This window comes from Streptomyces sp. CA-210063, assembly GCF_024612015.1.
Lineage (GTDB): Bacteria > Actinomycetota > Actinomycetes > Streptomycetales > Streptomycetaceae > Streptomyces.
Map to the genome: position 1 here is coordinate 5,036,105 of NZ_CP102512.1, position 22,094 is coordinate 5,058,198.

The 22,094-nt window shown below is 70.0% G+C and carries 21 protein-coding genes; 3 read left to right on the top strand and 18 right to left on the bottom strand.

The features are described from left to right. Positions 1-2: 2 nt before the first annotated feature. From JIX56_RS21840 to JIX56_RS21850, 3 genes are read right to left on the bottom strand one after another with little or no spacing between them, the layout of a single operon-like run. Positions 3-2,240, bottom strand: coding sequence for a peptidase domain-containing ABC transporter (locus tag JIX56_RS21840; RefSeq protein WP_257542888.1), 2,238 nt, complete (start codon positions 2,238-2,240; stop codon positions 3-5). Continuing rightward, a complete protein-coding gene (locus JIX56_RS21845) occupies positions 2,237-2,812 on the bottom strand; it encodes a hypothetical protein (protein WP_257542889.1) in 576 nt (191 codons plus the stop codon). The genes JIX56_RS21840 and JIX56_RS21845 overlap by 4 nt, the downstream gene beginning before the upstream one ends. Before the next feature lie 18 nt (positions 2,813-2,830). Beyond that, entirely contained in the window at positions 2,831-5,749 is a 2,919-nt protein-coding gene (locus JIX56_RS21850; RefSeq protein WP_257551014.1) for a type 2 lanthipeptide synthetase LanM family protein, read from the bottom strand. Here JIX56_RS21850 and JIX56_RS21855 point away from each other — a divergent pair. Then, the gene (locus JIX56_RS21855; protein WP_257551562.1) at positions 5,630-6,073 is read left to right on the top strand and encodes a hypothetical protein; all 444 of its coding nucleotides are present in this window, start codon (positions 5,630-5,632) and stop codon (positions 6,071-6,073) included. The two genes, JIX56_RS21850 and JIX56_RS21855, sit on opposite strands and share 120 nt — an antisense overlap. A gap of 316 nt (positions 6,074-6,389) precedes the next feature. Here JIX56_RS21855 and JIX56_RS21860 read toward each other — a convergent pair whose 3' ends face one another. From JIX56_RS21860 to JIX56_RS21930, 15 genes are all read right to left on the bottom strand, one after another. Further along, complete coding sequence (locus JIX56_RS21860) at positions 6,390-6,620, bottom strand: mersacidin/lichenicidin family type 2 lantibiotic (protein ID WP_257542890.1); 231 nt, start codon at positions 6,618-6,620, stop codon at positions 6,390-6,392. Positions 6,621-7,133: 513 nt separating this feature from the next. Then, positions 7,134-7,592, bottom strand: coding sequence for a hypothetical protein (locus JIX56_RS21865; RefSeq protein WP_257542891.1), 459 nt, complete (start codon positions 7,590-7,592; stop codon positions 7,134-7,136). Between the two features lie 188 nt (positions 7,593-7,780). Beyond that, positions 7,781-9,124, bottom strand: a complete 1,344-nt coding sequence (locus JIX56_RS21870; protein WP_257542892.1) for a hypothetical protein — start codon at positions 9,122-9,124, stop codon at positions 7,781-7,783. Positions 9,125-9,220: 96 nt separating this feature from the next. Beyond that, complete coding sequence (locus JIX56_RS21875) at positions 9,221-10,432, bottom strand: CU044_5270 family protein (protein WP_257542893.1); 1,212 nt, start codon at positions 10,430-10,432, stop codon at positions 9,221-9,223. Then, positions 10,429-10,989, bottom strand: coding sequence for an RNA polymerase sigma factor (locus tag JIX56_RS21880; RefSeq protein ID WP_257542894.1), 561 nt, complete (start codon positions 10,987-10,989; stop codon positions 10,429-10,431). The genes JIX56_RS21875 and JIX56_RS21880 overlap by 4 nt, the downstream gene beginning before the upstream one ends. A 175-nt stretch (positions 10,990-11,164) precedes the next feature. Then, positions 11,165-11,311, bottom strand: a complete 147-nt coding sequence (locus JIX56_RS21885) for a hypothetical protein (RefSeq protein WP_257542895.1) — start codon at positions 11,309-11,311, stop codon at positions 11,165-11,167. Between the two features lie 91 nt (positions 11,312-11,402). After that, the gene (locus JIX56_RS21890) at positions 11,403-12,254 is read right to left on the bottom strand and encodes a fructosamine kinase family protein (protein WP_257542896.1); all 852 of its coding nucleotides are present in this window, start codon (positions 12,252-12,254) and stop codon (positions 11,403-11,405) included. A 178-nt stretch (positions 12,255-12,432) separates the two neighbouring features. Continuing rightward, on the bottom strand, positions 12,433-13,347 hold the full coding sequence (gene pstB, locus JIX56_RS21895; protein ID WP_257542897.1) for a phosphate ABC transporter ATP-binding protein PstB: 915 nt from the start codon (positions 13,345-13,347) through the stop codon (positions 12,433-12,435). A gap of 4 nt (positions 13,348-13,351) precedes the next feature. Beyond that, the gene (gene pstA / locus JIX56_RS21900) at positions 13,352-14,257 is read right to left on the bottom strand and encodes a phosphate ABC transporter permease PstA (RefSeq protein WP_257542898.1); all 906 of its coding nucleotides are present in this window, start codon (positions 14,255-14,257) and stop codon (positions 13,352-13,354) included. Beyond that, positions 14,254-15,165 carry a phosphate ABC transporter permease subunit PstC gene (gene pstC, locus JIX56_RS21905; RefSeq protein WP_257542899.1) on the bottom strand — a complete coding sequence of 304 codons (912 nt, stop codon included), beginning with the start codon at positions 15,163-15,165 and terminating at the stop codon, positions 14,254-14,256. The genes pstA and pstC overlap by 4 nt, the downstream gene beginning before the upstream one ends. A gap of 32 nt (positions 15,166-15,197) precedes the next feature. Next, positions 15,198-16,178 carry a PstS family phosphate ABC transporter substrate-binding protein gene (locus JIX56_RS21910; protein ID WP_257542900.1) on the bottom strand — a complete coding sequence of 327 codons (981 nt, stop codon included), beginning with the start codon at positions 16,176-16,178 and terminating at the stop codon, positions 15,198-15,200. 369 nt (positions 16,179-16,547) lie between these two features. Beyond that, entirely contained in the window at positions 16,548-17,108 is a 561-nt protein-coding gene (locus JIX56_RS21915) for a DM13 domain-containing protein (protein WP_257542901.1), read from the bottom strand. A gap of 156 nt (positions 17,109-17,264) precedes the next feature. Then, a complete protein-coding gene (locus JIX56_RS21920) occupies positions 17,265-18,203 on the bottom strand; it encodes a sigma-70 family RNA polymerase sigma factor (RefSeq protein WP_257542902.1) in 939 nt (312 codons plus the stop codon). A gap of 10 nt (positions 18,204-18,213) precedes the next feature. Next, complete coding sequence (locus JIX56_RS21925; protein ID WP_257542903.1) at positions 18,214-19,404, bottom strand: NAD(P)/FAD-dependent oxidoreductase; 1,191 nt, start codon at positions 19,402-19,404, stop codon at positions 18,214-18,216. A 190-nt stretch (positions 19,405-19,594) separates the two neighbouring features. Continuing rightward, positions 19,595-20,437, bottom strand: a complete 843-nt coding sequence (locus JIX56_RS21930) for a TetR/AcrR family transcriptional regulator (protein ID WP_257542904.1) — start codon at positions 20,435-20,437, stop codon at positions 19,595-19,597. A 184-nt stretch (positions 20,438-20,621) separates the two neighbouring features. On the opposite strand from JIX56_RS21930, the gene JIX56_RS21935 reads away from it, so the two are divergent. Together JIX56_RS21935 and JIX56_RS21940 are read left to right on the top strand one after the other, a co-directional pair. Beyond that, on the top strand, positions 20,622-21,635 hold the full coding sequence (locus JIX56_RS21935) for a hypothetical protein (protein WP_257542905.1): 1,014 nt from the start codon (positions 20,622-20,624) through the stop codon (positions 21,633-21,635). An 86-nt stretch (positions 21,636-21,721) separates the two neighbouring features. Continuing rightward, the gene (locus JIX56_RS21940; protein ID WP_257542906.1) at positions 21,722-21,940 is read left to right on the top strand and encodes a hypothetical protein; all 219 of its coding nucleotides are present in this window, start codon (positions 21,722-21,724) and stop codon (positions 21,938-21,940) included. Positions 21,941-22,094: the final 154 nt, after the last annotated feature.

A 22,094-nucleotide genomic window follows, 5' to 3' on the forward strand; every position in this document is an offset into this window, starting at 1 on the left:
CATCAGTGGTCAGGGGCACCGGGGAGCGGCTGGGCCTCGTCGCCCGACTCGAGTTGCTGGCGGACGAGTCTCGCGTAGTGACCGGCTCGCCGAAGCAGGTCGTGGTGGCTTCCCCGCTCCACGATGGTTCCCTGGTCGAGCACCAGGATGACGTCCGCGTCGCGGATCGTGCTCAGGCGATGGGCGATGATGATCTGGGTGCAGGCCAGGGTGCGCAGGTTCTCCGCGACTCTCCGCTCGGTCTCGACGTCCAGATGACTCGTGGCCTCGTCGAGCATGATGATGGCCGGTCTGTGCGCGATCGCCCGTGCGATGGCCAGCCGCTGTCGCTGACCGCCGGACAGGGCGCTCCCGCCCTCGGAGACGAAGGTGTCGTACTGCATCGGCATGGCCATGATGTCGTCGTGGATGGCGGCCAACTCGGCGGCCTCGACCACTCGCGCGCGCTCGATCGACGGGTTACTGAGCGCGATGTTCGACAGTATCGACCCGCTGAACAGGGCGCTCTCCTGCAGGACGACGCCGAACTGACGTCTCAGCTCCTGCCAGGTGACGTTCCGCAGCGAGACGCCGTCGTAGAAGATGTCCCCCTGTGTGGGGAGGTACAGCCCGAGCAGCAGTTTCCCCAGCGTGCTCTTGCCCGAGCCGGAGAGGCCGACGATCGCGATCCTCTCTCCGGGGCGTGCGGTCAGGTCGACGTCATGCAGTACCTGGGGGGCCGCCTTCGCATACCGGAAACCGACCCCGTCCAGCCGCAGGTGCCCCGACAGCCGCGGCGTCGGCCGGGACACCTGCCGCGGCTGCTCCGGGTCGGCCTCGGTCACGTCACGTATGCGGTCGAGGTTGGCACCGACGAGCTGGAACTGCTGGGCGCTGTCCACGAGCGTGCTGAGCGGGGCGAAGAAAGCGGCGGCCAGCGCCAGGAGGGCCACCATCGTGCCGATGCTGATCGATCCGTCGAGGACCTGAGTGGCGCCCACCCACAGCAGCCCGAGCTGTCCGAAGAGCGGCAGTGAGCCCAGGACCGAGGCCACGGTGCCGGAGACGTAGTTGTGGCGCAGCGAGATGTTGAGGTGGTCGAAGAACAGGTTCGACCAGCGGTCGAAGGCCTGTGCTTCGGCGCCGGCCGCCTTCAGCGTGCCGATGCCGACGATCGCCTCGCCCAGATACCCCTGGGATTTTCCGAACGCGGTCAGCTCCCGGCCCGACAACGTGCGGATCATGCCCTTGGTGAGCAGGAGCACGATGGCGCCCAGCATGCCGACGCCCAGGGTGAGCAGGCCGAACGGCGGGGACTGCCAGAAGAGGAGGAGCAGGTAGAGCATCACCAGCCCGCTGTCCATGACGCTGGACAGGAGCTGGTTGCTCAGCAGGTCGCGCAGCATGGCGTTGCTGGCCGCCCGGGCCAGCAGGTCACCGGTCGACCGCTGCTGGAAGTACTTGTAGGGCAGTGCGAGCAGGTGCTCGACGAAGCCGAGCATCATGCTCACGTCGATGCGGGCCCGGAGAAACACCAGCAGCCATTCCCGCAGCAGCGTCGCGACGGTCTGGGCGAGAAAGGTCGCGACGATGCCGATCCCGAGGACCGGCAGGACGTTGCTCATCCGGTAGGGGAGGACCTGGTCCAGCACCACCGCGGTCAGCACCGGCAGGACCAGCCCGAGCAGGATCAGCAGCAGGGAGACCCCGAGCAGTTGCAGTGAGGTTCCCGGCGACTGCCGGACGAACTGCCCGACGTACCCCCGGAAGGTCGCGCGAGGCGGGGCGACCGCACGACGCTCGAACGTGGCGCCCGGTTCGAGGAGCATGACCACCCCGGTGAACCCGGCGTCGAACTCGTCCTCCGTCAGCCGGCAGCGTCCCCTGGCGGGATCCACCACATCGACGTGTTTGCTCTTCCACCGTTCGACGACGAGGAAGTGTGTGAACTCCCAGTGGACGATCGCGGGGAGGCGGACGAAACGGAGATCGTTCCGTGGCAGCGAGAGCGTCCTGACCCGCATGCCGTGGTCGCGGGCGGTCTTGACGATCTCCAGTGCGGAGAGGCCGTCGCGGCCGACGCCGACGCGCGCCCGCAGCTCCGCCAAGGAGGTCCCGGAGCCGAAGTAGTTGAGGATCATCGTCAGGCAGGCGAGGCCGCATTCCATCTCGCTCAGCTGTCTGACGTCGGGAACCCTCCTGCGGTGCCTCTTGCGGGTCGGCGATCGGTGGTTGCCGAGCCAGGAGAACGGGTTGATCACGAGGCACCGCCGGCGGACGAGCCCAGTCCGGGGAAGAGCGTCAGAAGCCGCTGTGACCCGGCCTCGACCCGGGCGGTCAGCGAGCTCCCGTCGTAGGCGGCCGGCGGCAGCGACTGTTCGAGCCGTACGATCACGACGGTCCAGGGCTGCCGAACGGTGCCGGCCGCGGGCTCGAATCCATACTCGGCTCGTGCCGTGTCCGGGCCGATCATGCCGGGCTCGACCCTGCTGACAGCACCTGACGCGGGCAGGTCCGAGGAGCCGATCCGGGCGTGGACCGGCTGGCCGGCGCGCACGTGCGCGGATTGATCGGCCGGCAGGAACAGTGCGGCATCCGTCGTTCCGCCGCCGGGTCCGGCCCGGGCGCCGTCCGAGAGGATCGTGCCCTGGGCGCCGACGTAGGCCGGGACCCGTACGGACCAGGCCACTGCCGCGGTGGCGATCAGCACGGCCAGCAGCAGCCAGAGGCAGACGATGACCGGCCGCCGCGTGAGGCGGGGCACGATGTCCTTCGCCGTACCTCGCTGGTAGGCCTGGACGGCGGTCTCCCGGAAGATCACACGTTGGGCCACGGCCGATGATCCTTTCTCTCAGCTCTGGGCCTGCCACCGTGGAGGAGCCAGGAGAAGAAGGGACGGCACCTTGTCGGGCTCGGCCAGTCTGAGCAGCTCGTACCCGATCCCCGCCAGTCCGGTCATGAGTCCGGGCGTCTCCACCCCGAGCGGCACTCCCGTCAGGAAGCCATCGGCCTCGATACTCGCCACGACCGACGCCGTCGCTCGTTCCAGAGCGTCATGGTCTTCGGATCTGTCGAGGATCCGCGTTGCCGTCAGGAGAAGCTCGAGGTTGCCGAGCGCGCCGTGACAGAGCGAGTGGCCCATGTCGAAGCCGTACTGTTCCGTGGCGCTCAGGGCGATGTCGATCTCCTCCCGTACCGTCGCGTCGGCCAGCAGATCCAGGGCGGCGAGGCGTGCCAGGCCGATCCCCGGGGCGCCGTGGCACCAGGCCACCATGCTCTTTCGAGGTGGCCCGGCGGCCGGGTCGAACGGGTCGGCCTCGATGCTCCGGGGTGGGAAGACACGCAGGTCGGCCCAGTTGTTCAGGTCGGGGACGAAGAGGCTGCGGTCGTAGTCGAGAGCGCTGAGGGCAGCCTGGTGAAAGCGGTTGTCGCCGCTGCGGGCGGCCAACCGCAGAAGGCTCAACGTGATGCCGGCGGTGCCGTGCGAGAACCCGCCCAGCGGCGGTTGGTCGTCGAGCGTGGTCCAGGCGATCCCTCGATGCACGGGCTGCGCCGTGGCCAGGAGCCGCTCGCCGCAGCGGATCGCCACGTCCAAGGTCCGTGGGGAGGGACGGACCGTGTGCAGGCTGAGCAGCACGAGGAGGCACCCGGCCGAACCGTGGACGACATCCAGCGACAGGTCCCTGGAGATGAGGGGTGGCAGTCTCTCGACCAGTTCGGCCGCCTCGTCGAGGAGGTCCCGCTCCGCCCACAGGACGCCCAGGCTGGTGAGGGCGTACACGACCGAGGCCAGGCCGTCGAACGCTCCGACCGGCGGAGGAGATCCGCTCGTATCCGGCTGCTCCCGGAGCCACTCCCGCGCTTGGGTGCGCGCCGATGTCAGTGCCCGGCGTGCGAGGAGCGTGGCGGAGGGCTCGCCGGTGATCGCCCCGAGGTGGCCCAGGAAGAGTGCGATTCCGCTGGTCCCGGAATAGAGGTCGCTGCCCGAAGGGAAGAGGCCCCAGGTCGATTCGTCCAGAGGGCCCACGCCGAGCCAGTACGCGCCGCCTTCGTTCTGTCCGCCTTCGTTCTGTCCGCCTTCGTTCTGTCCGCCCTGGTTCTGTCCGGCTTCGTTCCGCAGAGACAGCTCGTCGAGACGCCTCCCGACGGACCTCGCCAGTGCCAGCAACTGTTCGCGCGCCACCCGCCGGGGCGCCAGGGAAGGCCGGCTCACCGACGGAGCCTGTGCCGGCCGGCTGATCCTGTCCTCGGAATCCATCAGCAGCGTGGCCAGCGACGCCTTGATGATCCAGCTCTGCTTGGCCAGGTCGTCATCACCGAGCCGTTCCACTCGTTGCCGCACCAGATCGAGGCTGGGCGCGTCGAGGAAGTCCTCGAAACGCTCCCCCTCCGCGGTGAGGACCGCCCGACTGCCCGGGCTGGTGTGGAACAGCGGGATGTCACCGTGCCACAGATCCCGCCGCTCCACCGGGATGAGGGGAACGAGACCGGGACGCTGTGCCGCCTCGATCCACAGGTGGTCGAAGAAGCGATCACGTTCGAGCGCGTCACGCAGCAGATCCGGATGGAAGCTCTCGTACCACAGGAGGCCGTACACGTTCGTCGAGCGGAGGACGACGCGTGTCTCGTCACATGCGAAGCGCGGGAGCTGTTCCGCCAGCAGAGCCGCCTTGTTCTCGCAGATCAGACGGTACATTCCGGTGAAACCCGCGAGGACGGCGTCCTGGTACTTCAAGACCTCGACGTCCTGGTCACCCAGACGGGGCCGGTTCTCGCTCACGGGTAGCTCGGCACGCCGTCGGCCCACCCGCATCTCATCCGTCCCCAGTCTTTCCCAGCTGACAAGCCGATGCGGGTTCGTCTGCCCCGGTTGCCCGCCCAGGCCGCTCATGTCCACGCCGATGGAGTCCCGGTCGGACCACACGCGCCGCGGCAACAACCCGACCTGCCACACGGAACGATCCAGCTCTCCCACGCCAAGGTTCACGAGGGCCGGTTCCTCGGCGTGGACGTGAGGGTGGAACAGGGCTTCCAGGTCCACGAGCATCGGATACTCACCGGCAGCGAGCAGGTTCTCGTTGTGCAGGTCGGCGGCGTCCAGGACGTACAACAGCGCCAGGTAGCTTCCCTGACGCTCGTAGAAACGCACGACCTCCTCCTCGCAGGTGCAGGGGGCCGCGTCGACGAACTCCGACCAGCCGTGGTCGCCGCGGTCGACCACCTTCAGCGGCCGCAGACCGGGCTCAGCCCCCCGGTGGTTCAACCACGACAGCAACTCCTGGAAGTGCGCGTCCACACCCAGCGACCTCGGCTTGTACAGCAGCTTCATCCCCGAACCGAACCGCAGCAGCAGCACACTGCGGCCCCGGCGATGCCGGTCGCCCTTTTCGGCCTCCACGTCGACCAGCGGTCCAGGATCGCCGCCCGGGGCGAAGGTCGTGCGGATGGACTGCCAGTCCGCGCACAGATGCGTCAGGAACTCGTACAGGTAGTCGGCCCACTGTTCCGTCGTGAGCACCAGTTGGCGTGCGAGCACGGGGTACTTGGCGAGAAGGGCCACGATCGAGCCTTCCTGCCGAAGTCGCCGGATGAAGTCTTCGAAGCGTTCCTCCGCTGTCTCGCCTCTCAAGTGTCCTTCCAAGCGGGCGATATGCAACTCGAGCAGGAGCGGTTTGCTGAGCTGGAAGAGGATGAGGGGTGCGAGATTGGCCAGGAACACGCCTGGGAGCATTTTCGTTTCGAAGGGAAGGAACTCGGATTCTCCGCGCAGTCCACGGACCCTTTCCCGGAGACGATCGCAAAAGTGTCCCAGAAGAGGGCTGATCGCCAACAGGCTTCCAGCGAGGGGGTGATCGGCCTCGGTCCTCTCCAGCAGAGGCGCCAAATCGTCGGAGGGATCGGGATGCGCGAACGCTTGCCGGAGAGTAACCAGCCAGTCGGGGGTGGCCTGGATGCGGGCCTTCAGACTTTCCGCGGGCTCCGCCAGCAGAGCCAGCAGATCACTTTCCGAGAGAGAGTCCAGAGCCAGCCGCTGAGCGAACAACGGCCGCCGCCCGAAGGGCGTCTGACTCTTCCAGTCTTCCAGACGACCTGACGCTTCTTCAAGAAAAAGGTCCGCGCCGAAGGACATCTCCGTCGGGCGGGCGCTCCGTGTGCCATCGCGTTCGAGGAGGGAAAAGGCCCGGTACCACTCGGGAGCCTGCCACACCTCTTCCGCTCTCATGTCCTGGCCGTCCCCTCGATTTTCCCCCTCTGCTCAGCCAACTCGGCGAGGGCTGCTGGACAGCGCCTAGCAGCCTTCGCCTAGTTGCGTTGGTTCCTCGTTGCGTCGATTCCTGACCTCCGGCGTCAGGGCTTCGCCTCGTCGCCGTACGTGCCTCGGCGGCGGTTCTCCCCCCGGCACTTCGCCGTCAGCAGTTGCGGCAGGGGTTTGCCGAGTTGCCGCGAGTCGAGACGCAGGTCTTCGTGTTACAGCCGAAGCTGTTTCCGCTCTGGGCGCCGCCCAGAACCTGCCCCAGCTCGGCATCGGTGAGCTCTATGACGCCCGCCGGGTTGTCCGGCAGGTCGGCCAGCTCCGGGCCGCTCAGGCTGTCACGGTACTTCGGGTCCTCCCAGGCCCGGACAATCTTGCGGAGGCTCATGAGGCTCTCCCTGTCTTCCTCGTATTGCCTTTTCGACCGTGGGATTCACCACCGTCGGGAGACGCTGTGCCGCGCCCCTGAATGACGGAAGTCATGTGGGCCTCAGGAAACCACCTGATTGCCCATCAGAACCTCTGGCGGAATCGGCAGTGAATGCACCGCCCGATGAACGATGGGCGCGGAACGCGGATGCCACGAGAAGTGCATCGGTCGTTTGATCCCCGGTACGGGGTAGGGGGGTATACACCCACTCCGAGTATCGGGCGTTCGCCCGAACTCCTACAAATATCAAGCCTTACTCGCGCCTCCCCAGCGTGTCAAGACGGCACCGCACCCGGGTGCTTGACCGGCGGATACGGCAACCGTTCCACGATGTGGACGTTGCCTTTCGGAGCCCCAGGGAACGGCGGCCGAACGCAGGATTGCCGTGCCCGGCCAAAGGCGGGGCACGGCAATCGCTTTCACGCTCTCGAGGGAGTCAGGAGCGTTTTCCGGTGGGCATCCGCCACCGGTTTACGGGAGGTCCGCCCCGCGGTCCGTCCAGCTGCCGCAGTCACCGATTTCGTCGCCCATCTCGCGGGTGCAGACGATGCCGAACACCTCGCCTTCCGTGGTGATGATGTCGACGTTGATGTCGGGGTCCTGGACGTCGATGGACACCCCACAGGCGTTACCGGGGTAGCCGGGCTCGCCCGAGAGGTTCCGCCAGTAGATGTTCGTCTCGGGACCCTCGTCCTCTCCGACGAACGTCTGGCCCTCCGCGGTCGCCGCGTAGAAGGCGTTGCCACCCTCCTGAAGAACGGTGTCGATCTCGAAGCAGCCGTCACCGCCGTTCGGCGGCACAGGCGTGCCGTCGTGCTTGTGGTGCTTACCGGGCTTGAAGAACTCATCGATCCACGAGCTGGGGTCGTCCGTCGAGGGCAGGGATGCCCGCTCGGTGGACACAACGGCCGACGCGGAGTGCGCGTTCAACCCGAGGACCTACGCCTGGGCGGGTGCGGCACCCGCCCAGGCGACCAGCGTGACGGTGGCCAGCGAGGCGACGCCGCCGAGTGCCAGACCGGCCCGTCGCGCACTCGGTGACGCCCGGTCAGCGTGCCGGGCAGCCCCCACAGCCGATCAGCTCGCTGTCAGCCGGTCCCGCGCGAAACCACTCGCCGTCAGCCGATCCCGCGCGAGACCACCAGACCGCACGCGCCCGTCGTGCTGTCACAGGCGACGTTTCCCGCGGCCAGTACGGCGCGCGTGCCGGGAACGCCGTCGACGCCGAGGAGTGAACTGCCCACGGTGGTGGAGATCTCCTCCGGAAGTTCCTCCTCGGTCCAGGAGGCGCCGTCCCAGCGGGAGAGCACCGCGTGGTTGCCGCCCGCGGGCCAGCCCGCGATCCACACCGCTCCCGAGCCGTCCACGCCCGCGGCGTTCACCTCTTCGATGTCGGGCGTGGGGACCGGCTGCCATGTGCGGCCGTCCCATCGCGCGGCGAGCAGCGCGCCGGGCACCCCGGGGTCGTTGGTCTTGCCGAACACATGGACCGTGCCGCGCTTCGTCGTCACGATGCGGTTGGCCACCCAGCCGGCGTCGTACTCGTCCGGGACGGGGATGGTGTCCACCGTCCAGCGCCGGCCGTCGAAGTGGTAGAGCAGGGGCGTCGCGGTGCCGTCGGTGCCGGACTCGGCGGTGACCCATACGTCGTCGGGGCCGGTGCCGGTGATGTCCCAGGGCTCCACCGGGCTGCCGTCCGGCGCCGGAGGAAGGGCCGTCCGCCGCCATGTGCGGCCGTCCCACTGCTCCAGTTGACCGGTGTACGCGCCGGTCACCGGGTTCCAGTCCACGGTGGTCAGCCATACGGAGTCCCGGCCCACCGAGGTCAGTTCACCGATGAAGCGGATCCAGCCCTCGGCGGGTGCCGGACGCTGCACCTGCTTCCATCGGGTGCCGTCCCAGTGCTGGAGCACGATCGGGCTGGCCGTCGCGGGACGCGCGGCGCCGTCGCGGGACCGGGCCGACGGGGAGTCGGGCAGACGGTCCGCGAGGCGGTCCGGCAGCCGGGCCGAGGCGGCGGAGGGGATCTCCACGTCGGTGTATGTCCCGGCGGCCCAGACGTCGTCGGGGCCGGAGGCGGCCACCGCCTCCAACTGCGCGGGCCTGCCTCCGGTCGCCGCGAGCCGGACGTCGCTCCACCGCTTGCCGTCCCAGCGTTTGGCCAGCGGGACCGCCGAGAAGGAGTCATCCGTCTTCCTGCCGACCGCCCAGGCGTCGGTCCTGTTCCTCGCGTCGACATCCATGAAGTCGATCGAAGCCGCCTCGGAGAGCGGTAACGCGAGCTTCCAGGGCGTCTGGGCCCGTGCCTTCGTCGCGGCCTGGGCCGCCGTCCCGGTCTGCGCCTGGGTTTTCGTCCCGGTCTGCGCCTGGGCCGCCCACGGGATGAGGGCGAGGGCGCAGGCCGCGAGTGCGGTGGCCACGCGGATGCCGCGTGAAGTGGAGCCTTGTGCGGGGGTTCTCATCGAGTCGCTCCTTCTAGGGGTGTGTTTCCAGGGGGTGTTTCCAGCGGTGGTGTTTCCGTGACGGGCCCGGCCGTGCCGGGCCCGTCACGGGGGACTTCAGTGCCGGGCGTTCTCCGGCACGGTGATCTGCCGCTGCGCCCACTCCATCCGGGTGGTCGCCGAGGAGGACACCGTCGTGCCCGCGTCCAGCCCCGCCTCCCGCGCGGCGGCCGACGGTTCGGCCAGGACGACGAGCTCGGCGAGGAGCGCGCCGGTGGACGGGTCCACGACCAGCCGCTGCTCCACACTCCCCAGCGGGGTCTCCGCGTGGTCGGGGAGCGTGATGCCGATGCCCTCGCGGCCCAGCGGGTCGGTGACGGAGCCCTGGACGCGGATGCCCGGCAGGTCCGCGAGCAGGCGGTACGCGGCGGCACGGGTGCCGGGCTTCACCGGCATGGTGATGACGTTGGCCGCCTGGCGCAGCATCCAGGCCGTACGGTCGCCGCTGATCTCGGAGCCGCTGTCCCGCTCGTACAGCCGCTCGAACTGTTGGCGCAACCGCGCGCTGTCGGTGGGCAGTTTCCGCACATCCTGGTAGGAGACGTTGTCCGGGCCGAGGGCGTAGATCTTGTTGTCGCTGTCGGTGCGCATGACCGTGGGCCGCCCGGGGGCTCCGATCGTGATCGCGACCCTCATCCGGCCTTCGGTGTCTGCCGGGCTCTCCACCTGCCGCGGTGAGCCGGCGGCCCGCCAGCGTGCCTCGTCCGCCGGGGTGCGGGGCTCGGTCCCGGCGTCCAGGCCGGTGACCATCAGGCTCCGGGTTCCCGGGCGCACACCCACCGACCACTCCTGCGTCTCGGTGCTCCGCACGGCGAAGCGCCGTCCCGGCTCACCGACGACGTCCACGTTCTCCGACCGCGTGGTCACCTGCCAGTACGTTCCCTCGGCGGCCGAAGCCTCCGCCGCCTTCGCCGCGCCGAGCAGTTCCATACGGCCGTCCAGCCGCGTGGCGGTGGCCGACGGCGGGCGGTTGCCCGGCTGTGCGCCGGTGGTTCCGCGGGAGTCCTGCTGGACGAGGGTGCCCGCCACGATCGCGGACGCCGCGACGGTCGCGACGGCCCCGAGCGGCAGGAGCCGGGGACGCAGCCATGCCAGGGGGCCGCCCATGGGCCTCTCCCGCGTGGCGGCCGTGATCCGGGCCAGGTCCTCGCGCTGCCGCCGGGAGCCCGCCAACAGGGACGGGTCCAGCTCGGCGGGCCGGGCGTCCGCGAGCGTCTCCATGACGTCGCGCCGCCGCGCGGCCCCTCCGTATGTCTTCTTCCTGCTCATGTGAGTGCTCCTTCGCGGTCGGTGCGGCCATCAGTGCGGCGCACTGCCGGTGCGGGGGGTACGGACGCGGCCTCCACGGCCCGTTCCAGCCGGCGGCGGGCCCGGTGCAGCCGGACGGTCAGGGTCGCGGTGGTGCAGCCCAGGACGCGTGCGGCCTGCTTGGGGCTCAGCCCGTGCCAGGCGATCAGGGTCAGCAGTTCCCGGTCGGCGCCGGACAGGCTCGCCAGGGCCTGGAGCGCCGCCTCCCGGTCGGTCACGCCCGTGGCCACGTCCTGCGCCTCGGTCCGGGCGCCGGTGATGATGCGCTGTGCCTCCTGTGCGGCGAGGGCGTACTGGTGGCTGTCCCGGCGACGCAGCTCCCGCACCAGGTTGCGGGCCACGCCGAGGAGCCAGGGCAGCGCGGGCTGCGGAACGTCCCGCATCCGCCGCCACGCGACGGTGAAGGTCTCGCTGGTGATGTCCTCACCGACCTGCCGTCCCACCTGGCTCGTGGCATAGGCGAGTACGCGCGGATAGCACTCCTCGTAGACATCCCGGAAGCGTTGTGCTTGGGTCACGCGCCGTCTCCTCGTATCGGCTCTGTCACCGAGGAATGCGCGTGACAGCCGAGTTATTACAGGCCGAGCGGAAATCCGTACGACCGAGACGGCATCGCACCGCCCTCGGCCGCGCCGTCCCGGAGGAAAGACGTCCACAACGCGAACGGAGCTGAGTGCGCGGGTGCGCTTCTCGTCACCCGAACCCGACGGTCCGCACCACCTGTTCCAGCAGCCGGGTCTCGGTCTCCCGCACCCGGGCCGGGAACTCCAGGCCCCGCGCGGCCTCATGGGCGGCCTGCTCGGGCGGGACGAAGAGCAGCCGCAGCCTGGAGCGGACCACCAGGTGTCGGTGTCCTGGGCCGCGCCGGGCGTACCGGAGAGGTGGTCCTGGAGTGCGCGGACGAGGCGGCCGGGGCCGAAGCCCCTGGAATTCAGGAGAAGGTACGGACGACGTCCCGGACGCGCGCCACGGTGTCGCCGTACGAGCCGAAGTGGGCCAGCACACTGAGGTGTTCGCGCAGATGCAGAAGCGGCATGCGGTCCCGCCAGCCGTCGGCCAGGGGGGAGATCTCCTCGTAGGCGCGGAAGAAGCGGTCCGGCGGAGGGTCGCAGCAGTACGTCATGCTGAGGTCGGACTCGGCCCACGCCCAGCACACCGCCGGGTCGAGGAACACGGGTTCGCCGGCCGGGTCCGCGACGATGTTGGCGCGCCAGAGGTCGCCGTGGTTGAGCACGCTCGGGGCCGCCGGGACGAGCCGCGGAAGGCGCTCGCAGATCCGCTCCAGGCCCGCCAGGTCCGCCGGTTCGAGGGCGCGGCGGACCTTGGGTTCGCGCAGGTAGCGGCGGATACGGTGCTCGGCGAAGAACGCGTGGCCGTCGTCGGCCCAGCCGTTCTCCTGGGGAAGCAGGCCCAGCCGTCCGTCGGTGTCCCAGCCGAACCGGTCGCCGCGCACCGCGTGCAGTGCGGCGAAGGCCCGGCCCGCCGCCTCCCAGAACGCGTCGGTGTCGGGCCGTGGTCGCAGCGCCTCCATGAGGACGTGGTGCGCACTCACCTCGAACACCCGGGGAGTCCGGATGCCCGCCCGCTCATGGAGCACCCCGAGGCCGGCCGCCTCCAGCGGGAACAGGTCCGCCGGCGCGTCGAGGGATCCCTTCAGGACGTACGCCGTCCCGTCGGCGAGGGTCAGCCGCCAGACGTCGTTCACCGCGCCGCCGGCGAGCGGCTCGGCCTCGACCACGTCCGGGATGACGGCGCTGGGCAGGCTCTTCCAGCGTGCGGTCACGGCGTCAGCCCCGACAGGGCGTCCCACAGGGTGCGGGCGGAAGGGAACATGACGTTGGTGCCCCGGTGAAGGCGGAGGTGAGCCGCAGTTCGTAACTCTGCGGCATGTGGACGTTGGTCAGGAAGGAGTCGCACGCCTTGTCGGGCGTCAACGGGTGGCCCCGAGTGCCGGGCCCACGCTAGCCGAAGCGGCCGGTGATGTAGTCCTCCGTGCGCTGGTCGGCGGGGTTCTCGAAGATCTTCTCGGTGATGTCGTACTCGACCAGGCGGCCGTGTCGTACGCCCTGTTCGTCGATGTCCGAGGTGTAGAAGGCGGTGTAGTCGGAGATGCGGGCCGCCTGCTGCATGTTGTGGGTGACGATGACGATGGTGAAGTCGGTCGCCAGGTCCGCCATCAGGTCCTCGATGCGGGCGGTGGCGATGGGGTCGAGCGACGAGCAGGGCTCGTCCATCAGGATCACCTCGGGTTTGACGGCGATGGCCCGCGCGATGCACAGCCGCTGCTGCTGCCCGCCCGACAGCGCCAGCGCGCTCGCCTTCAGCTTGTCCTTGACCTCGTCCCACAGCGCGGCGCCTGTCAGTGCCTCTTCGACGAGGTCGTCCATGGTGCCCTTCATGCCGTTCACCCGCGGCCCGTAGGCGATGTTGTCGTAGATCGACTTGGGGAACGGGTTGGGTTTCTGGAAGACCATGCCGATACGGCGGCGCACCTCGATCGGGTCGATCACCGGGTCGTAGAGGTTCTCCCCCAGGTAGACGACCTTGCCGGTGACGCGGGCGCCGGGGATGAGGTCGTTCATCCGGTTGAAGCAGCGGATCACCGTGGACTTGCCGCAGCCGGACGGGCCGATCATCGCGGTGATCTGGCGACGGCCGATGGTCAGGTTCACATCACGGACGGCCTGGTGGTCGCCGTACCAGATGTCCAGGTCGGAGACGTGGAACACCGGATCGCCCAGGGAGGGTACGGGCCTGCCGGGACGGCGGCGGTCACCGATCGAAAGGCCCAGGGAGCGGGCCTCGTCGTGAGAGCCGGAGGGGATGCTGTCGTCGGTCATGTCATCGGTCATGTCGTCGGTCATGTCGTCGGTCATGGGATCACCAGCGCTTAGTGAAGCGGTTGCGCAGCCAGATCGCGGCCGCGTTCATGATCAGGAGAATGGCCATCAGGATGACGATCGCGGCCGCGGCGAGGTGGCGGAACTCCTCGCGGGACTGACTGGTCCAACCGAAGATCTGGATGGGCAGCACGGTGTACAGGCTGTCCAGGCCCTCCGGGTTGAACGCCACATAGGTCACCGCGCCGAGCAGCAGCAGCGGCGCGGCCTCACCGATCGCCCGGGACAGCGCGAGGATCGAGCCGGTCGCGATGCCCGGGATGGCGGCGGGAAGGATCTGGCGCCAGATCGTCTGCCACCGCGTGGCGCCGAGCGCGAGGGACGCCTGCCGGATCGACTGCGGTACGGCCCTGATGGCCTCCCTCGACGCGATGATGACCACGGGGAGCACCAGCAGCGACAGGGTGAGCGAGGCCGTCAGCACCGTGGTGCCGAGGGCGAGTTCTCTTGCCAGCAGGCCCAGTCCGAGGATGCCGTAGATGATCGAGGGCACGGCGGCCAGGTTCTGGATGTTCAGTTCGATCAGCCGGTTGTACCAGCGGTCCGGTCTGGCGTACTCCTCCAGGTAGATCGCCGCCATGATGCCCGTGGGCAGGCAGAACAGGGCGGTGAAGGCGATCACCCAGATCGTGCCGAAGATCGCCGACTGGGCGCCGGCCCGCTCGGGACGGCGGATGGACGGGAAGTTCTCCCACAGCCGGGAGTCCAGACGCGGCCAGGCCTCGACGACGATGTACGTGAGGAGCACGCCGAGGAAGACGATCCCCACCGCCAGACAGCACAGCAGCAGCACCTGGAAGGCGGTCTCCCCCGGCCGGAAGCGTGGCCCGGAGAGCTTGCGGGGCGCGGCCGGCGCCGGCGGCTCGGTGACCCGGATGCCGGTCATTCGTAGACCTCCCGGTACCTGCGCACCAGGCGGATGCTGATGAGGTTCATCACGAAGGTGATGACGAACAGCAGGGCGCCGACGGCGAAGATGGTCTTGTACTCGAACGACTGGACCGGCACGTCACCGGAGCCGGCCTGGGCGATGAAGCCCGTCATGGTCTGCATCGCGTCCAGCGGGTTCCAGCTGAGCACGGCCTGGTTGCCGGACGCGATGGCGACGATCATCGTCTCGCCGACGGCCCGGGAGACACCGAGGACGCAGGCGGCGACGATGCCGGAGAGCGCGGCCGGCACGACGACACGGACGGACACGACCCGCTTGCCCGAGCCGAGCGCGTACGCCCCGTCCCTGAGCGACTGTGGCACGGCGGACATCGCGTCCTCGGACAGCGAGGCGATCGTCGGGATGATCATGACGCCCATCACCAGGCCCGCGGACAGGGCGTTCTGGAAGTCCGGTCCCGTCCCGCCCGGCCACCACTCCCTCAGGCGCGGGGTGACGAAGTTGAGCGCGAAGAAGCCGTAGACGACCGTCGGCACCCCGGCGAGCACCTCCAGCGTGGGCTTGAGGAACGCCCGCACGCGCCGGTCGGCGTACTCGCTGAGGTGGATCGCCGCGCCGAGGCCCACCGGAACGGCCACGACCAGCGCGATCACGGTGATCAGCATGGTGGCGCCGAGCAACGGCAGCACGCCGTAGCTCGGGGAGCTGAACAGTGCCGTCCACTCCGTGCCGCCGAGGAACTCGCCGAAGCTCACCCGTTCGAAGAAGTCGACGGTGGGCGGGATCAGCGAGACCACGATGCCGACCGTGGTGACGACGGACACGAGGGCGGCCACCAGCAGCAGCCCCTGGATCACCCGTTCGGCGTAACGCGGCCTGGCCCGCCGGAGGGACCGGTCCACGGTCCCTCCGGGGGCCTGATGAGTCGGGGAGATCATCCCGCTGCGGCCTTCAGGTCGTCGAGGGCGGTCTTGAGCCTGCTCTCCTGCTCGGAGTTGAGGGGAATGAACTGGGCGTCCTCGGCGATGCTCTTGTGGTTGTCGACGTAGAACTCGAGGAAGCCCATCACCTCGGGCCGCCCGGCCGCCTCGACCGACGGGTAGAGGTACAGCGGACGGGCCAACGGCGTGTACGTCCCATCCTGCGCGGCCTTGACGCTCGGCGCGACACAGCCCCCGCCGCTGTCGATCTTCAGCGCCTTCAGCTTGTCGGTGTTCTCCTCGTAGTACGTGAAGCCGAAGTAGCCGAGGCCGCCCGGGGACCCGGCGACGCCCTGGACGATCACGTTGTCGTCCTCGCTGGGGCTGTAGTCGGTGCGGGACCTGCCCTCCTCACCGTTGATCTCGTCGGTGAAGTAGTCGAAGGTGCCCGAGTCCGTGCCGGGTCCGAAGAGCTTCAGCGGCTCGTCGGGGAACTTCGGGTCGATCTCGTTCCAGTTGTCGACCTGGGAACCCTCGTCCCAGATCTGCTTCAGCTGCCGGGTGGTCAGACACTCCACCCAGTCGTTCGACTTGGGGACGACGACGGTCAGCGCGTCGTTGGCGACCACGAACTCTCTGTACTCGACGCCCTTGCTGTCGCAGGCCTTCTTCTCCTCGTCGTCGATGGGCCGGGAGGCGTCGGAGATGTCGGTCTCGCCGTTGCAGAACTTCTCGAAGCCACCGCCGGTGCCCGACGTACCCACGGTGACCCGGACCCTGGGCTGTTCCTCGGCGAAGATCTCCGCCGCCGCCGTGGTCAAGGGGGCCACCGTGCTGGAGCCGTCCACCCGGACCGAGCCGGACAGGTCCTCGCTGCCGCTGCCGCTGTTCGAACTCGCGTCGGAATCGCCGCCGCACGCGCTCACGGCCAGCAGCAGCGCCGCCGTCAGTGCCAGAGGGGCCTTGCCCCGGCGCGCCGTAGGGGGAATGTTCACGTGACTCTCGATCCTCATGTCCGCCGGAGTTACCCGGCCGTGTGGATGAGGTGCGCAGTGCGCGCCGTTCTGACCCTTGGACCGATCCGACCACGCGTGAACACGTGATGCGCAAGACGCCGTCGAACGGTTGATCGTCGCGGAAGGATCATCTGAACTGCCGAATCGCCACTCTCCGTCGGCGCACCTCGATGAAGGGGTGGGCGGTCCACCCGAAAGCGGAACGCATGGAGCGCCCACAGCGTCGCTCATCGATGGCCGCCCGTCCGGTAGGCGACGCGCAGCGCGCCCGAATACCGCCCGGTCGGCGCTCACCTGCGGCTACGGAAAGGGTCGACGGGCGCGCGGCATCATGCGCCCGGACCGCCGTCAGGTGCGGGCGAGCCGGGCGGCGCCGAAGGACACGTCGAAGCGGTCGCACCAGATGCTGACGCTGGTGTAGCGGGAAAGGTCGACGTCGGCGGGCACGGTGTAGTTCTGGCTTCCCTTGTTGCCCTTGAGCCTGCCGAGGCTGACGTACTCGCCGTCGTCGAAGACGCGCCAGCCGGCCGTGCCCTCCTTCACCGGCGCGTCGCTCAGCCACACGCGCAGGTCCGGGCCGTTGCTGGTGTCGAGGTTCTCCAGCCGTACGACGTGGGAGCCGTCGGCGAGCCGTACGAGCCTCACCGTGCCCGAGGTGGCGTGCTCATGGCTGATCAACTGCCCGCTCGCCAGCGTCCGCGGCCCGGATGCCGGGGACGCCGACGGGGACGGCACCGTCGTGGGAGGAGCGGACGTCCCCGTGGCCCCGGGCAGCGCCTCCCGGACCGTCTCGTCCTGCCACAGCTTCCACGGCTGGAACCAGTACAGCCCGAGACCGGCGCCGACGACCGCCATCACCAGTACGCCGATGGCCAACGGCCTGCCCAGCACCTTCCGCACGCGTCCCATGCCCGCCCGCCCCGTCTCCAGAGGATTTCCGGTCGCTCCCCATTCAACGGGCCGGGAAGGTGTCATGAACCCCGCGAAAGATGACGGAACGCTTACGTCGCCGTGGCCTGGCCCCTCTACGTCACTTCCACGTCACTGGATTCCGGTGGTTCACGGTCACCACGCGTCGATGACCGGCGCGTCGGGCTCGTGCCGCCGCCAGGCCTCGTTGACGCGCGTGAGCCGGTCCGCCGCGGCGATGCCGCGCAGCGACGCGACCTTGCCGTCGCTGACCTCGAACGCCACGGCTCCCACGACCCGGTCCTCGACCACGGCGAGGACGGCCGGGGAGCCGTTGACCAGCGCGATGTGGAGCGCGGGCGAGCCGCCGGCCAGCCGCCGCTTCGCCGGCGTGGGCTTGAAGCCGGCCCGCACATAGGAGGCGACCCGCTCGGGCGTGTCGTACCGCAGCAGCCGCCTGGCCAGTCCGGCGCCGTCCGAGACCATCGTCACGTCGGCGGTGAGCAGCGCCACCAGCCGTTCGGTGCGCCCCGACGTGGCGGCGGCGAGGAACTCCTCGACGACCCGGCGCGCGGACGCGGGGTCCACCTCGTCGCCGCCGCGGCGCTCGGCGGCGACCCGGCGTCGGGCCCGGTGGGCATGCTGCTGGCTCGCGGACTCGGTGATGTCGAGGATCCCGGCGATCTCGGCGTGGCTGTACGAGAAGGCCTCACGCAGGACGTAGACGGCCCGCTCGACCGGCGCGAGGCGCTCCATGAGGGTCAGTACGGCCAGGGACACGGATTCACGCTGCTCGAAGGTGTCGGCGGGGCCGAGCATGGGGTCGCCCTCGAGGAGCGGCTCGGGCAGCCAGTCTCCGGCAGCGCGCTCGTGGCGTGCCCGCGCCGAGCGGAGCCGGTCGAGGCAGAGATGGGTGACGACCTTGGTCAGCCAGGCCTCCGGCACCTCGATACGTTCCCGGTCCGCGGCCTGCCAGCGCAGGAACGCGTCCTGCACGGCGTCCTCGGCGTCGGCCGCCGAGCCGAGCAGACGGTACGCGAGCGAGGCCAGCCGGCCCCGGCCGGCCTCGAACCGATCGATGGCGACGCTGTCCATGCGGAACAGGCTATGCGGCGACCCGTACACCGGCCGGGTCCGGTGCGGTGGCCAGGCGGCGCCTGCGCTTCGGCATGCCGAAGGTCGGGTAGGCGATGCCCCACTCGGCTCCCTTGAGGATGCCCGCCTTGAGCCGCGCGGCACTCCGGCCGCCCAGGTACCAGGGCTTCGACCGGGCGTCCCCGTCCACCATCTGGAAGATCGCGTCCCGCCGCCCGAGGCTGATGTGGTTGCCGTAGTACTTCAGCCCGACGGTCGGGATCTCGCCGCCCGTCAGGCGCGCGATGATCGCGGCGGTCGCCTGCATGTTGGTGAAGCCGGCCGAGGCGCAGGACATCGGCAGCGGCCTGCCGTTCTCGCCGATCGCGTAGGCGCAGTCACCGGCGGCGTAGACGTCCGGGTGCGAGACCGAGCGCATGGTGCGGTCGACGACGATCTGGCCGGTCTCGGCGACCTCCAGGCCGCTCGCGGCCGCGATGGGGTGCACGGCGAACCCGGCCGACCACACGGTCACGTCGGCCGGGATGGACCTGCCGTCGGCGGCGATCGCCCGTGTCGGCTCGACGGCGTCGATGCCGGTGTGCTCATGGACGGTGATGCCGAGCCGGTCGAAGGCCCGGCGCAGGTGGCGGCGGGCCTTCGGGGAGAGCCAGGCGCCCAGCTCACCGCGGGCGGCGAGCGCCACCGAGAGGTCGGGCCGGGACTCGGCGAACTCGGTGGCGGTCTCGATGCCGGTCAGCCCCTCACCGACGACCAGCACGGTGCCGCCCCCGCCCAGGCCGGCCAGACGCTCGCGCAGACGCAGCGCCGAGGACCTGCCGGTCACATCGAAGGCGTACTCGGCCACGCCGGGGACGCCGTGGTGGGCGACCGAGCTGCCGAGTGCGTAGAGAAGCGTGTCGTACGCGAGTTCGCCGTCACCGTCCTCACCGGTCACGGCGACGGTCCTGCGCTCGGGGTCGACGCCGGTGACGCGCGCCAGGCGCAGCCGCACCCCCGTGCCCGCGAATACGTCGGCGAGCTTGCGGAACGCCAGGTCCTGGCCGCTCGCGAGCTGGTGCAGCCGCATCCGCTCGACGAAGTCGGGCACGGCGTTGACGACGGTGATCTCGGTGTCGGCGGGGGAGAGCCGACGGGCCAGGTTCCCGGCGGCGAAGGCCCCGGCGTATCCGGCGCCGAGGACGACGATGCGGTGCTTCATGGCGTTGCTCCCATCTCGTTCGCGGACCCCTTGAACGAGACGGCGCCCCGATTGCTGACAGGAACCGGATGTGACGTGGGTCACCTACGGGTCACGCCGAGCCTCTGCTCCTGGCGCGTGGGAGGGTCCTTACGGCGCCTCGCACGCCACGGTCACCACCCGGCCGGTGCGGCTGTCCCAGCGGCGGCCCTCATGGGGCCGGAAGGGCGACGGCGCGGAGGAAGGCGTCGGCGAACGTGTCGCAGACCTCTTCGATGGACGGGGACGGCAGGTCGGGGACCTGTCGCGTGGCCGGCCGGAGGAGGAGGTGCATCACGAGGGGGCTCGACATCTGCTGGAGGAGCAGCAGCGGCGGCAGGTCGCGGATACGGCCTGCCGCGATTTCGGCGGTGAGCCACTTTCCGACGCCCGCGAACAGGCGGGGGTAGATGTACTGGACGAGGGGCTGGAGGGACTCGTCCTGCGGGCGGGCCAGGAGTTCAGCGAGGATGGCCGGCATGACGCGGGGTTCGCGTCCGATGGCCGTGGCCATGAGCGCGTAGATCTTCCGGACCGTGCTGTCCAGGTCGGCCGGCTGCGTCGCCACGACCGCTTCGACGTCCACCATCGGGCTGTAGCGCAGGAAGATGGCCTGGAGCATCTCCTCCCGGCCGCCGAACGCGGCGTAGAGGCTGTGGACCGAGCACTGGGCGGACGAGGCGACGCGCTCGAGGGACAGTGATGCCAGTCCGTGGCCGCTGATCAGTGCGGCTCCGGCTTCGATGGCGCGTTCGCGCACGGGTTTCTGGCCGCCCGGGTCGACGCCGGCGGCTCGTACCGCGTCGTCGAGAGCGCGGCGGCCACCGCCCAGGCGGCGCAGCAGCGTGCTGCGGGAGATGCCCGCTTCCCGCGCGATGGCCTGCAGGGGCACATCCGCGACGGCGGCTTCACGGGCCCGGGCCACACGCAGCGCGGCCTGGACGAGCTCGGAGGGAACGAGCTCGGAGGGAACGGGGTCGGAGGGAACCGGGTCGGGATACTCACTGTTTGACACGCGATTCAATCTACCCTGTAATCGTGTATCAAGCCACTGGATCGGAGGCTGCCACGCCCGTGGCGCCTCCCCGCGACCGCGGCACACCTCATGCCCTGAGGAATCCGAGTCGGCCCCCTCCCCCGTCCTGACGTCGGCGTCCGAGCCCCAGTCCCGGACTCACACACCTGCGAGGAACCCCCTCATGACCCAAAGCGCCATCACACCCGACCGGGCCGGACAGGGCCGCACACTCGCGGTCGTCGTGGTGGGCCTGGCCGCCGTCGTCGTCGCCATGCTGTGCGCCTTCGCCCTGCCCTCGATCCACAGCGGCCCTCACGACATCCCCGTCGGGGCCACCGGTCCGCAGGCCGCCACCGCGGCCGTGGGCAAGGCCCTGGCGGGCGAGGAGTGGGACGTCACCACGTACGACGACGAGAAGGCCCTGAAGACCGCGATCGAGGATCGCGACGTCATGGGAGGCATCGTGCTGGCCCAAGGCCGCATCACCGTCTACACGGCCACCGCCGCAGGAGCACAGTCCGCGGCCTCCCTGACCGGCGTGGTCACTGCCCTGGCCAAGCAGCAACAGGCCGAGGTCACCGTCACCGACCTCAAGCCGTTCCCCGCCGACGACCCCAAGGGCGCGGGATTCTCCTCCGCCGCCCTGCCCATGATCTTCGGCGGCATGATCCCCGCCGTGATCCTCTCGCGCCTCTTCCCGGGCCACGCCGGACTGCGACTGCGCCTGGCAGGCGGTGTCGCCTTCGCCGTCGTGGCGGGCTTCGCCGTCACCGCCATGCTCCAGTACGGCACGGGATCGCTGAGCGGCACCTACTGGCTCACCAGCCTCGGCCTGTCGCTGGGCATGGCGGCCCTCGCCCTCACCCTCCTCGGCCTGGAGTCCCTCAGGGGAATGGCCGGCTTCGGTCTCGGCGCGGCAGTGATCATGCTGCTGGGCAACCCGCTCTCCGGCCTCGCCGGCGGACCTCACTGGCTGCCCGACGGCTGGGCCACCCTCGGCCAGTTCCTCCCGCCCGGCGCCTCCGGCAGCCTCCTGCGCGCCAACGCGTTCTTCGACGGCACCGGCGCCGGCAGCCCCGCCCTCACCCTGGGCTGCTGGGTCCTGCTCGGCCTCGCCCTGATCCTCATCGCCGACCGGCGCGGCCTCCGCCGGGGCACCACGGACCAGCCGGCCCCCGAAGCCCAGCTGGTCTGACCGAACAGGGCACGGGGAGGGCACCGGGAGGGCCGCTCAGGGAGGGTGGAGCTGCGCGTCCACCGTCGTAAGGGCATCGTGGTGCCATGGACACGCGGCCTCCTGTGGTGGTGCTGCCGCCCGCGTCGGACGGTGGACGGCGGGTGACGATCCACGGTGAGCACGTCGGTACGGCCTACAGCCTCTTCGACGTCCTGGACCTCCTGCACGACGCGGACCTGCCGGTCCAGGGCCGGGCCGTCGACGACCCGGAACTGATCGAGTGGCGCGGCGGCGGACCGTACGACTGGAACGACACCGCCTAGCCACCCGCGCCGCCCCGAGGCGGACGTGTCCCGCGCAGGAGAACCCGAAGGGACGAGCGACCTCCGGATGTACGGGAGTTGGCGTTCCGATGTGGCAGGAGCGACGAAAGGAAACGGAGGGGGCGTACGGTCCTCCGGCGGCCCCGTCCGTGCG